Below are 11,907 nucleotides of genomic sequence, written 5' to 3'. Positions count from 1 at the left end.
CCTTTATGTAAGGCCTTGCCTTTTAGAGCCAGCCGTAATGGCGGAGGGCCTGGCTGATGCCGCCCTGGTCGGCGTTGCCTGTGATGTAGTCGGCATGGACTTTCAGCTCTTCCCGGGCATTGCCCATGGCAATGGAGGTCCAGCGGGGGTCGAACATATGGATGTCGTTCAGGCCGTCGCCGAAGACGACGACGTCTTCCAGGGGGCCGCCTAAGTAGCTCATCAGGTCTTCAATGCCCCGGCCTTTTTCCATGGGCTCAATGAGCAGAAAGCGTTTAGCATAGGGGACAACTGGTAAATCGCCGGTATTGACGGGAAAGGGGGCGGTGTTGGGGTCGTGGTGGATGAAAATTTTATAAAAAAACTTTGCGGTGTCAATTGCTTCCGCCGAAACAAATTGATTCATAAAATAATGGTCACCATATTGGCTGAAGTCATTGTCTGTAGTCCAACGCTCCATTTTGTTTTCACTGACGGCGGCCCAGGGGATGCCGACTTTTTCTAAGGCATGCAGAAGATTTTTACAGGGATTTACCGGCAGGCTCTCCAGGCGGCGGACTTGGCCGTCAATGGTCAGACCCTTGCCACCATCAGAAACCATATGCCGGATGCCGAGTTCTTGGGCAGTGGCCCAGGCATCAATTTGCAGGCGGCCGGTGGCTAAAACAACTTCATGGCCGGCAGCTTGTAACTCTTGTAAGGCTTGGCGGGTATCTGCCGGCACTATCTTATGGATATTCGGCGCCAGGGTCCCATCTAAGTCAAAGAAAAAGTATTTTTTTCGCATATCCGTTCCTCGTCTTCCTAATGTTTAAAAAAAGTATGAATAGGCTATTTAACAACTGTATTCTTAAGTCAATGATATTCCTCTGGGAAGGATGGTGCCCGTGTTTAAGTTGAAGGAAAGAGCGCCTTTTGTCTTGACCGACTTGGTCACCGGAAGGCCCGGACAGGTCGCATCCCGCCACCTGTCCTTGAATGACCTGCCGGCCATTGGTCTATTTGCCTTTGATGGCGGCGAAGGCATTCGCGATGCCCATTATGAAGGGGAGGCCATTTATCTTGGTCTGGATGGCGCCCCTCTAATCCAATTGCAAGAGGCCCAGGATATCTTGGACCCGGGTGATGCCTTTATCGTCCCCGGGGATATGCCTCATTCTATAGCCGGTGATCGTCCCTTTCACCTATTGAGAATCACCCTTCCAGCGGGCGAAGAGCATAGCCAGACCCGGCACCTCATCAAGGGGCACGCTGTTCACCTGGCTGAGGCCATGGCCTATGCTGAAGATGAGGTGGCCAGCCTGACCATCTGCCAGCGGGCTGAATTAAGCCTGACGGTTTTTGCCTGCGCTGCCCAGACCCGGATCGGTCGGCATAAGAGCCAGGGGGATGCCTTGGCCATTATTTTAGAGGGGACAGCGGAGATTAATGTTGGCGAAGAAAGCCACCAGGTGCATGAGGGGGAGGCGCTCTTCATGCCAGCCCAAATCCCCCATGCCCTTCGAACAGAAGCCGGTTTTAAGATGCTCCTCATCGTGTCTTTTTAAGGGCCGGTCCTTCATGACCTAAAAAAGCTCTGTTAACAGGGCTTTTTTATTTGGCCTAAATTATCCAAAAAGAGAGACCCCTACCGAGGTAAAGGGTCTTATAAAACGCTGGAGGATGATACAACTAAAACAACCCGACCGGCCTCTAAGTCCGCTTGATAGGGAAGGAGCATGGCCTTATGGTCATCGCTTAAACCGCTGAAATAGTCTTGGCTATAAGTGCGCAAGGGAAAGACTGTTTCCAGCAAGCTTTTCTGGCGAATGGCTTGCTGGCGGTTTATTTCGTCAATCTCGTCATCGCTGACCGCTAGGGCTGAGGTAATGAGGATGAGTTGATTTTTATTCCAGCCGGTTCCAATTAACTGGAGTACGGCCTTATAGGTTTCAGAAATATTATCATAAACACCATGTACATGCGCGCCCATACAGAGTCCGCCCCCCTTTCCGCAAATATATATAGTATATACCGCAGACTTTTTTTATTTAAACCTCGTTCCTATCTTTCTAGTAATTGCCCGATTAAGGGCTCAAAAGGAACGCCTTCGCGGCGGGGGACTTGCTGGTCTATGCCTAAGGCGATGGCTGCTCCGACAAACTGATCGGCCCGGACTATGGCGTCATTAAAGGATATCCCCTTCAAAAGGCTCCCGAGGAGAACAGAGGCGAAGAGGTCGCCGGTGCCGCAATAGTGGGCGGGCAGCCGGTCCTGTCGGTGGAAGAAGAAGGCTTGTCTGAGGACGTCGTAGGCACAACTGGTGATCTGCCGGTCATCTGTCGCAAAGGAAGTCACCACAATTTGCTTGGGGCCCAGGTCGGCCAGGGCCAGGACGGCGGCTTTGAGGTCAGCTTCGGTCAAGGGATGGTCTAAGGGCCGGCCGGTGAGGGCGCAAAGCTCAGTGACATTAGGGCTGACGATATCTGCATGTCGGATGAGCTGGACCATGGCGTCAATCATTTCTTCGCCAAAATCCGGGTAGAGTTTGCCGTCATCGCCCAGGACCGGGTCCACCAGGACCAGGCCGTCCGGCTTGAGGAGCCGGTCGACGGCAAACTGGACATGGGCCACCTGGAGGGGGTCGGCCAGGTAACCGCTGTAGAGGGCATCGACTTTGAGGTCTTCCCGGACCCAGTGGCGGAGGGTATCGTGAAGGAAGTGGGTCAGGCCTGTTCGGGCGTAGTTTTCATAGCCGTCGGTCTGGCTGGATAAGACAGAGGTCGGCGCAGCAATGACCTGGTGGCCGCAGGCCGAAATAATCGGTAAGGCGCAGGCCAGGGACGAATGCCCTAGGCCGCATAAGTCATGAAAGGCAATGACACGGTTCATAGGTCCTCCTTTATTTTGGGGTAGGGTTATTTAGGGGGAGGTGCGGTTTCCGTAAAAAAATCCCCGCTAAGGCGGGGATGGCTGGGTCTATTCCTGTTGCTTGCGTTTTTCGTAGGCAATTTTGTCGACCATGGCGGCGATATCTACCCGCTTTTCCTCAATAGCCTGCATACTTTCTTTTTCTTTTGTAATGCATTCTGGGTCAAAATGTTGGATTAAGTTATTTTCCGTAGGGGAACCAAAAAGACTCTCGTTTTGAAAATTTTGTAGGGCCCGACGGGTGACGGTAATTGAAGATAAGGTGCCGGGGCCACCTAAGCAGCCGCCTTCGCAGGCCATCCCCTCGAGGAGCATACCGTCTTTCTTGCCGGCCTTGGCTAATTTCATGAGCTTGACGCAGTTGGCCAGGCCTTCGGCCCCTTCATAGTTGACTTCCACTTCCGGCCATTTTTCCTTGATCAGTTCGGCAACGGCATGGGCTACCCCACCACCGCTGGCATAGCCGCGGGCGGTTTTGGAGGCCTGTTGGATTTTTTCTCTGGGCTGAAGTTCTGCCATTTTTTCTGTGCTGAGGTCTTTAGCACTGAGCATGCCGCCCAGCTCCTCATAAGTGATGACGAAATCTACATAGTCCTTGACGTAGTGGCGCAGAGCCTCTAATTTTTTAGAAATACAGGGGCCGATAAAAGTGACCTTGGCTTTGGGGTTTCCATGCTTGATATAATAAGCTGTTTCAATCATCGGGGTGGCTGTATCGGAGACATAGGGAGCCATATCCGGGAACATCTTTTGGATCATCAGGGACCAGGAGTTGCAGCAGGAGGTCCCCATGAAGGGGCGTTTTTCCGGTACCAAATGAACAAATTCTTCCGCTTCCTGCAGGGTGGTCAGGTCAGCACCCAGGCCGACCTCTACCACTTCTGTAAAGCCCAGCTGGTAAATGGCTTCAAAAACTTGCTCCGGCCCCACTTTTGGTCCAAACTGACCAATGAAGGAGGGGGCAACGATGGCCACATGGTGGTCACCGGCCTTGATGGACCGGATCAGCTGATAAATTTGAGACTTGTCGCTAATGGCGCCAAAGGGGCATTCGGTGATGCAGCGGCCACAGGAGACACACTTATGGTAATCAATCTTAGCCCGTCCGAATTCATCACTGCCGATGGCTTTAACGCCACAATTCATGGCACAAGGGCGGTCGTATTTAATAATAGCATTATAAGGGCAATATTCCACACAACGGCCACACCGGATGCAGAGGGTATCATTGATGACAGCCCCATCGGTAGAGGTCCAATCAATAGCTTTTTTGGGACAGACATTTTTACAGGGGTGGCCGATGCAATGCCGGCAATTTTCCGTTACTTTAACGGTCTTGGTCGGGCAGGCCTGGCAGGCAAAGGGGATGACATTGACCAGGGGGGCCTCATAGACCCGGTGGCTGACATCGGCTAGGTCAATATCTTCATCTAAAGGTTTTAAATTACCGGCATCCCGGACAGATAGGCCCAGGGCCAGGCGGAGGCGCTCACCGGCAATGGCCCGTTCACGGAAAATATCCGTGCCGTATACAGGGATTTCACCGGGTAACATATTGAAAATGGCACGGCGCAACTCGTGTAAATCGCCGTCTTCATAGGCTAAGCGGGCTATTTCACGAAAAGCATCTCGGCGCATGGCAATCACGTCGGAATATACTTGTTTCATGACGGTTGTTTCAGTCCTTTCTTTGTCGCAAGGGCAAAGGCTTTCTCACTCTCCAAAGTGATGGTGGTTCATTATGTCAAGTGTACCATATGGGGGGCCTAAAATGAACAGTTGCATGAGAAAAGTTTATGTGAAATAACAATATAAGTTATCAGACTAGTGGCTATATTCTCTTGGCCAGGGGACAGATGACCTGGGACAGGTGCATGACCTGGAGGCCCTTGTCGGCTATTTTACCCAGCTGCATGAGGCAGGAAGGACATTCGGCTACAAGGACGTCGGCGCCGGTGGCCCGGGCGTCCTTTTCTTTGAGGACCAGGATTTTTTTGGAAATATCCGGGTGTTCGATTCCGAAGCTGCCGGACCCGCCGCAGCAGCGGTCGGCCCGGTCCATTTCGATATAATCGGTGGCCTCGGCCAAGAGCTGGCGGGGGGCCTCGTGGACGCCCAGGCCCCGGTTCAGGTGGCAGCTGTCGTGGTAGGTGACCTGGAGGTCCCTGTGGACCGGGTGGTAGTCGGCAGCGACCAGGACTTCGGAAAAGCTCCAGATTTTTTGGCTGAGGGCGGTGGCTCGCAGGGCCCAGTCGGCCTCGTCGGCCAGGAGGGCCGGATAGCCCTGGAGGCTGGAGGCGCAGGAGCCACAATCGCTGACGATGAGGTCATAGGCTTCCAGGGTCTGGATATTTTCCTTGGCCAGGGCCTTGGCGGTATCGGCCAGGCCATGGGCCAGCTGGGGCAGGCCGCAGCAGTCCACCTGGGGCCGGTCCACCTGGAAGCCGGCGGCGGCCAGGGTGCGGACACTGGCCTCGGCGGCCTTAGGGAAGAAGAGGCCCATGGCACAGCCGGTAAAGTAGGCGATCTTTTGGCAGCTCGCTGGCAAGGCCCGTCCGCCGGTCGCCTTTTCCCGGGCCTGGAGCAGGGCCGGACCGGGATGGCCGGTGGCCGGGGCCAGGGGGTCGGCCGGGAGCAGGCCGCCGGTTAACTTGGGGAAGGCCATTTTTTGGGCGGCGGCAATCCCCACCCGGCCCAGGGCCCGCAAGCCCCGGGAGGCCATGCCCCGGCTCAAGGCCCGGTGGAAGAGGGAGTAACCGTACTTTTGGCCCAGGCGCTGGCGCATATCCACCATGGCGTCGGCGGTCATAATATGGGAGGGGCAGACTTCGCTGCAGGCCCCGCAGAGGAGGCAGTACTCCATGGCGGCCTGGAGGGCCTTGCCCCCTTCCGGAATGACCCCGGTCAGGTAGGCCTTGGCCAGGGCCAGCTTGCCCCGGGCGGTGGCCCGGTCCAAGGGATTGACTTCATATAAGGGGCAAATCCGGGTGCAGGCCCCGCACCGGTCGCATTGGTTGAGCAGGCTGACCAGGTCATCTTTTTGGCTGCTTGTTTTTTCTGTATCTGACATGGCTACCTCCTAAAATATTTTGCCGGGGTTTAAAATCCCCTTGGGGTCCAGGGCCTGCTTGACAGCCAGGGAGGTCTGGATGACTTCTTCCGATAAGGCCGTCTTAATCCAAGGCTTTTTGGAAATGCCAATCCCGTGCTCGCCGGAAAGGGTCCCGCCACAGGCCACAGCTGCCCGGAAGGTTTCATCCAGGGCCAGGTCCAGCCGATTTTTCTGGTCAGGGTCGGCCAGGTCCAGTAAAAAGGCCGGGTGGAGGTTGCCGTCGCCGGCGTGGCCGTAGATGGCCAGGCGGAGGTCGTGGCGGTCGGCAATGGCTTTGAGGTCCTGGACGACCCGGGTCAGGGCCGACCGGGGGACGGAGATATCCTCACCGACCTTGTCTGGGGCCAGGGCGGCCACAGCGGAAGAGAGTTTCCGCCGGACCTGCCAGAGGACTGCCGATTCCTCCGGGTCGGTGGTGGTTAAAAAGCGGGTGGCCCCATGGGCCTCGGCCAGGGCCTGGAGGCCCTCCAGCTGGGAGAGAACCCCTTCCGGCCGGTCGGCATCCACGTCAAAGAGGATCATAGCGGCGGTAGCGGCCGGGGCGTCAAAGTCTAAAAACCGTTCGGCGGCCTGGATGGACACCTGGTCCATGAGCTCGGCCGCCGCCGGCACCAGGCCCTTTTCCAGGGCCGTAGCAACCGTTTCGCAGGCGGCCTCGATACCGCTGAAGCAGGCCTGGGCGGTGCCCTTGTAGGCCGGGGCCGCCAGGAGCTTGAGGGTGGCCTCGGTGATGATGCCCAGGGTCCCCTCGGACCCGATAAAGAGGCCGACCAGGTTGTAGCCGGTGACATTTTTGACCATCTTACCACCAACCTCGATGATCCGACCATCCGCTAGGACCACCTCCAGGGCCATGACATAGTCGGCGGTTACCCCATACTTGACGGCACAAATGCCGCCGGCATTCTCGGCGATATTGCCGCCGATGGTCGAGTAGGCATAGCTGGAGGGGTCCGGCGGGTAGAAAAGGCCTTCCGCCAGGCAGGCATCGGCTAGGTCCTTGGTCCGGACCCCGGCCTGGACCCGGGCCATCAAGTTGGCGTGGTCAATTTCGATGATCCGGTTCATTTCATCTAAGGCGAGGACAATCCCCCCGGTTACCGGGATAGCTCCGCCGCTGCGGCCACTGCCAATTCCCCGACAGGTGACCGGGATATTGTAACGGTGGCAGTAGGCCATGACCTGAGAGACCTCCTCTGTGGTCCGGCACTTGCAGACCGCATCCGGTTGAAAGGCCAGGCTCAAGGGCTCCGGTGAACCGTCGTAAGAATAGCCGAAGGTATCTACAGCTGCAGATAAGACTCGGTCCGGTCCGAGTATATCCGTTAAAGCTTTTAAGTGTTGGGTGAACTGATCCATAAGGGCCTCCTCTATAGCATCGTAAAAAGAAACTTTCTTCTATTATACTGCAGGGACCTGCCGGCGTCATGGTCAGGGGCCAAGGAATTTGTTTTTTTGAAAAAATAGGCCTAGCCTATTGACAGAGAAAACGGGGCCAGCTATAATATGAATATATGAACGAATGTTCATATATTCAACGAAAACAACTAAGACCCTTCCTGAAGGAGGTGCCGTGATGGCAAGCCATACACATGGGCAAACAGGTGGCCATAATTGGGCCCAGCTACCGGCGGAAGAAGACCTGACCGCCCTCACCGAGCTCTTCAAGGCCCTCAGCGACCCGACCCGGGTACGGATTCTCTGGACCCTCTCCCAGGGCCAGTGCTGCGTGGTCCACATTGCCGAAGCCCTAGGCATGAGCCAGTCGGCCATTAGCCACCAGCTGCGCGTCCTCAAGGGGGCCCGGCTGGTGAAGAGCACCCGGGACGGCCGCAACATGCTTTACGAATTGGATGACGACCACGTGGTCCAAATTTTCCAGCAAGGGCTGGACCACGTTTTAGAAAAGTGATTGACCTGACAAAGGAGGATCATTATGCTTACCCACAAGCACACTGGCGGCTGCGCCGCCCATGGGGCAGTCTGCAGCCATACCCACTATGAGGGGGCCGGGCAAGGCCAAGTAGTGAGCGCTGCCTGCCCCTGTACAACTGACAATCGGCAGCCCGAAGATAGCAAGGCCCCGCCTGCCGATGAGGACGACGAAGGGTCGCGAGACCTTGTCCTGATCCTGCCCAACCTCAACTGCGCCAACTGTGCCGCTAAAATCGAAGCCGCCGTCGGCGACCTGGCGGGCGTCCAGTCTGCCAGCCTGAACTTTATGAATAAACGCCTACGGATTCGCCACCGGCTGGATGAAGCGGCCCTGGTCGAAGATGTGGCCGCCCTGGCTGAGCGGATTGAACCGGGCACCCAGGTGGACTGGCCGGCCCAAGCCGCCGAGACCGTTTTTAGCCTGCCTAACTTGACCTGCGCCAACTGTGCGGCCAAAATCGAAACCGCCGTCGCTGACCTGCCTGAGGTCCAGTCGGCCCAGCTGAACCTGATCCAGCAGCGGCTCCGGCTCGAACATACCGGATCGGCTGCCGCACTTTTGGATAAGGTCCAGGCCATTGCTGACCGGATTGAGCCGGGGACCCTGGTCCAAGGCGAGACAGCCCAGAAAGACCTGGCCCATGCCAGCTTCTGGGACGGGCTGGCCAGCCGCAAGAAAACCGTAGCCATCTTGCTCACCGCAGCGGCCTTTTTCGCCGCCGGCTTTATCCTGGGTGAAGATACCAAGCCGGCCCTGGCGGCCTTCCTGGTTGCCTTTATCATTGTCGGGGGCCCGGTTGTCCTGAATGCAGTTAAGGGCTTTGCCCGGGCTCAATTCTTCAATGAAGAAGTTCTCATGGCCATTGCAGCGGTCGGGGCCTTTGGCATCGGAGCCTGGGAAGAAGCGGTCGCCGTTATGCTCTTCTACCAAACCGGGGAATTTGTCCAAGACCTGGCGGTAGACCGGTCCCGCCGGTCCATCACCGGCCTAATGGATATTAGGCCCGCCTTTGCCAACCTCATCGAAGGGGACCAAGTCCGGGCAATCGCCCCGGAAGAGGTCCCCGTCGGCGGAAAAATCCTCATCCGTGCCGGCGAACGGGTCCCCCTGGATGGCCGGGTCATTAAGGGATCCAGCCAGGTGGACACCTCAGCCCTCACCGGTGAAAGCCTGCCCCGGGAGGTGACCGTCGATGACCAAGTCCTTTCCGGCAGCATCAACCTAACTGGGGTTCTGGAAATGGAAACGACCACCGCCTATGTCGACTCCACTGTGGCTAAAATCTTAGACCTGGTTGAAAACGCCTCAGAACGCAAGGCACGGATGGAACGCTTTATCACCCGCTTTGCCAAGTGGTACACCCCGGCCGTGGTGGCCGCAGCGGTGGCCCTCTGCCTGATCCCGACCCTCATCTACGGGCCGGTGGTTTTCCAAACCTGGCTCTACCGGTCCCTGATTTTCCTGGTCTGTTCCTGCCCCTGCGCCCTGGTGATCTCCGTGCCCCTGACCTTCTTTGCGGGCATCGGCGGCGCCTCCCGGGCCTCGGTCCTGGTCAAGGGGGCCAACTATCTGGAAGCCCTGGCAGATGTGGATACCGTGGTCTTTGATAAAACCGGGACCCTGACCGAGGGGCGCTTTGCCCTGAGCGAAGTCCAGCCGGCAGCCGGCCTAGCGGAAGATGACTTATTCCGGATTGCTACTGCTCTGGAAGACCACTCCACCCACCCCATTGCCCAGGCCATTAGCGGGGCCTTTACCGGCAACCGGCCGGCAGTGACCCAGCTGGAAGAGGTCAGCGGCCGGGGCCTACGGGGCCAGATTGATGGCCAGACCGCCCTGGCCGGGAATGCCCGGCTCTTAAATGAAGCCGGCATTCAGGTGCCCGTAGTAGAAAATATTGGCTCAGTGGTCTATGTAGCCCACCAGGGTCGTTACCTGGGTTACTTTTTGGTGGCCGATAAGCCCAAGGCCGATGCCCAAGCGGCCATCCAAGGGCTCAAGGACCAGGGCATCCGGGAAACCGTCATGCTTACCGGCGACCGTAAGGCCGTTGGCCAAGCCATTGCAGCCCGCCTGGGCCTGGACCGGGTAGAAACCGAACTCCTGCCCCAGGATAAGGTAACCGCCCTGGAAAAGCTCCAGGCCGATAAGCGGCGGGTGGCCTTTGTAGGCGATGGCCTCAACGATGCCCCGGTCTTAGCCCTGGCTGACGTCGGCATCGCCATGGGGGCCCTGGGCTCTGACGCCGCCATTGAAGCTGCGGATGTGGTTCTCATGACCGATGAGCCCCATAAGGTGGCGGAAAGCATCGCTATCGCCCGGCGGACCCGGCGGATTGTCTGGCAAAATGTCATCTTTGCCCTGGGCGTCAAGGCCCTGGTCATGGCCCTCGGGGCCCTGGGTTTTGCCACTATGTGGGCCGCCGTTTTTGCCGACGTTGGGGTCACCATCCTGGCCATCCTCAATGCCATGCGGGCCATGCAGCTGGCCGGTGGCCAAGAAAACCAGGCGGTCATCCGTCCGGTTCAATCCTAAATAAGGCGCCTCGGTGTTGCGGTTTGGATCTCGTCCAGACCCGGCCCCGGGGCTTTTTTGCATTTAATTGACCGGCCGGCTACCCGCCTGGCCTGCTTTCGTGATATACTATAAGGACCTATTTGGAGGAAAGAGGGGATAGAGATGATAGAGGATAAGAAAATAGCCGCCAGGGTTGCCTTTGCCCGGACCCTGCCCATTTTTTGGGGTTTTCTCTTTTTAGGGAGCGCCTACGGGATGATGATGACCGGCCTAGGCTTTGCCCCCTGGATGCCGGTCCTGATGGCCCTCCTGATTGACGCCGGCAGCATGGAATTTTTGGTGGTCTCCATGCTCCTGTCGACCTTTAACCCCTTGAGCACCGCCTTTATGACCCTTATGGTCAATGGCCGCCACCTCTTTTATGGACTCTCCCTTATTGAGCCCTACCGGCAAGCCGGGCCCAAGGCGGCCTACATGATCTACACCCTGAGCGATGAAGTCTATTCCCTCCTGGTGACCCTGCTGCCGCCGAAAAATGCTGCCGTAGACTGGTACATGTTTTTCGTCAGCTTTTTCCTCCAAAGTTTCTGGGTCTTCGGTACCGCCGTCGGCGCCTTCGCCGGCAGCTTAATCCGCTTTGACCTGCCCGGCATTGCCTACGTCATGACCGCCCTCTTTGTCGTCCTCTTTATGAACCAGTGGCGGGAAGGCCGGCCCCTGGGCCCCTTCAAGCTCACCGCCGGCCGTCGGGCCGCCCTCATCGGTCTGGGAGCCGGCCTGCTTGCCCGCCTCGTCTTCGGCCCGGACCAGTTCATGGTCCCGGCCATGGTGCTCATCTTAGTGGGCCTGCTTACCTGTAGAGATTGGATTGAAAAAGGAGGTCAAGTCAGTGAGTCCTGATAGTATCATGCCCCTCTGGCAGGGCCTGGTGATTATCCTGGTCGCCGCAGTGGTCACCCAGTTTACCCGCTGGCTGCCCTTCCTGGCCTTTAGCCGGCGGCAATTGCCCGACCGGATCGTCTACCTGGGAAGCGTTCTCCCCTACGCCATGATGGCCCTCCTGGTTGTCTACTGCTTTAGAAAGGTACCTGAGGAAACCGCCGCCTTCTACGGCCTGCCGGAAGTCCTCTGTGGGGTCTTGACCGGGGTCCTCCACTACCGCTGGGGCAACATGCTCCTGTCCATTGCCGGCGGCACCCTGGCCTATATGTGCTTCCGCCAATTCATCCTGACCTAAGGCCGCCTTTAGCCAAGGGTTTCAAGGAAATGCAAAAAAACAGTAAAAAATGCTTGACAGTCTCTTTTGCCTTTGGTAATATAATTTTTGTGCCAAGACGCCGTCTTGGTTCCTGGGGGTATAGCTCAGCTGGGAGAGCACCTGCCTTGCAAGCAGGGGGTCAAGAGTTCGAATCTCTTTATCTCCATGAGTCGC

The 11,907-nt window shown here is 57.3% G+C and carries 11 protein-coding genes and 1 tRNA gene; 6 read left to right on the top strand and 6 right to left on the bottom strand.

What is annotated here, in order from left to right:
• Positions 1 to 22 precede the first annotated feature (22 nt).
• Positions 23 to 787 (bottom strand): HAD family hydrolase, encoded by a 765-nt coding sequence (locus ACLGL1_RS09535; protein WP_411008442.1) that lies wholly within the window; start codon positions 785 to 787, stop codon positions 23 to 25.
• 100 nt (positions 788 to 887) lie between these two features.
• Here ACLGL1_RS09535 and ACLGL1_RS09530 point away from each other — a divergent pair, with 100 nt between their 5' ends.
• Positions 888 to 1,547: a cupin domain-containing protein gene (locus ACLGL1_RS09530; protein WP_411008441.1), complete on the top strand. Its 660-nt coding sequence runs from the start codon at positions 888 to 890 to the stop codon at positions 1,545 to 1,547.
• A gap of 98 nt (positions 1,548 to 1,645) precedes the next feature.
• On the opposite strand, the gene ACLGL1_RS09525 is transcribed toward ACLGL1_RS09530, so the two are convergent.
• From ACLGL1_RS09525 to ACLGL1_RS09505, 5 genes are all read right to left on the bottom strand, one after another.
• Positions 1,646 to 1,972 carry a hypothetical protein gene (locus ACLGL1_RS09525; RefSeq protein ID WP_411008440.1) on the bottom strand — a complete coding sequence of 109 codons (327 nt, stop codon included), beginning with the start codon at positions 1,970 to 1,972 and terminating at the stop codon, positions 1,646 to 1,648.
• A gap of 71 nt (positions 1,973 to 2,043) precedes the next feature.
• On the bottom strand, positions 2,044 to 2,871 hold the full coding sequence (locus ACLGL1_RS09520; protein ID WP_411008439.1) for a pyridoxamine kinase: 828 nt from the start codon (positions 2,869 to 2,871) through the stop codon (positions 2,044 to 2,046).
• 87 nt (positions 2,872 to 2,958) lie between these two features.
• On the bottom strand, positions 2,959 to 4,578 hold the full coding sequence (locus ACLGL1_RS09515; protein ID WP_411008438.1) for a 4Fe-4S dicluster domain-containing protein: 1,620 nt from the start codon (positions 4,576 to 4,578) through the stop codon (positions 2,959 to 2,961).
• A gap of 163 nt (positions 4,579 to 4,741) precedes the next feature.
• Positions 4,742 to 5,980: a (Fe-S)-binding protein gene (locus ACLGL1_RS09510; RefSeq protein ID WP_411008437.1), complete on the bottom strand. Its 1,239-nt coding sequence runs from the start codon at positions 5,978 to 5,980 to the stop codon at positions 4,742 to 4,744.
• Positions 5,981 to 5,989: 9 nt separating this feature from the next.
• Positions 5,990 to 7,381, bottom strand: coding sequence for an FAD-binding oxidoreductase (locus ACLGL1_RS09505; RefSeq protein WP_411008436.1), 1,392 nt, complete (start codon positions 7,379 to 7,381; stop codon positions 5,990 to 5,992).
• 217 nt (positions 7,382 to 7,598) lie between these two features.
• Here ACLGL1_RS09505 and ACLGL1_RS09500 point away from each other — a divergent pair, with 217 nt between their 5' ends.
• The 5 genes from ACLGL1_RS09500 (at position 7,599) to ACLGL1_RS09480 (ending at position 11,899) form a co-directional block, all read left to right on the top strand.
• Positions 7,599 to 7,934 (top strand): ArsR/SmtB family transcription factor, encoded by a 336-nt coding sequence (locus tag ACLGL1_RS09500; RefSeq protein ID WP_411008435.1) that lies wholly within the window; start codon positions 7,599 to 7,601, stop codon positions 7,932 to 7,934.
• Positions 7,935 to 7,958: 24 nt separating this feature from the next.
• A complete protein-coding gene (locus ACLGL1_RS09495) occupies positions 7,959 to 10,493 on the top strand; it encodes a heavy metal translocating P-type ATPase (protein WP_411008434.1) in 2,535 nt (844 codons plus the stop codon).
• 144 nt (positions 10,494 to 10,637) lie between these two features.
• Complete coding sequence (locus tag ACLGL1_RS09490) at positions 10,638 to 11,375, top strand: AzlC family ABC transporter permease (RefSeq protein ID WP_411008433.1); 738 nt, start codon at positions 10,638 to 10,640, stop codon at positions 11,373 to 11,375.
• Positions 11,365 to 11,712, top strand: coding sequence for a branched-chain amino acid transporter permease (locus tag ACLGL1_RS09485; protein WP_411008432.1), 348 nt, complete (start codon positions 11,365 to 11,367; stop codon positions 11,710 to 11,712). Before ACLGL1_RS09490 ends, ACLGL1_RS09485 begins: the two co-directional genes overlap by 11 nt.
• A gap of 114 nt (positions 11,713 to 11,826) precedes the next feature.
• A tRNA-Ala gene (locus ACLGL1_RS09480) sits at positions 11,827 to 11,899 on the top strand.
• Positions 11,900 to 11,907 lie beyond the last annotated feature (8 nt).

Origin of the sequence: Peptococcus simiae (genome assembly GCF_046569735.1) — a bacterium.
Taxonomy (GTDB): Bacteria; Bacillota; Peptococcia; order Peptococcales; family Peptococcaceae; genus Peptococcus; species Peptococcus simiae_A.
This window is presented reverse-complemented; position numbering and strand designations above follow the sequence as displayed.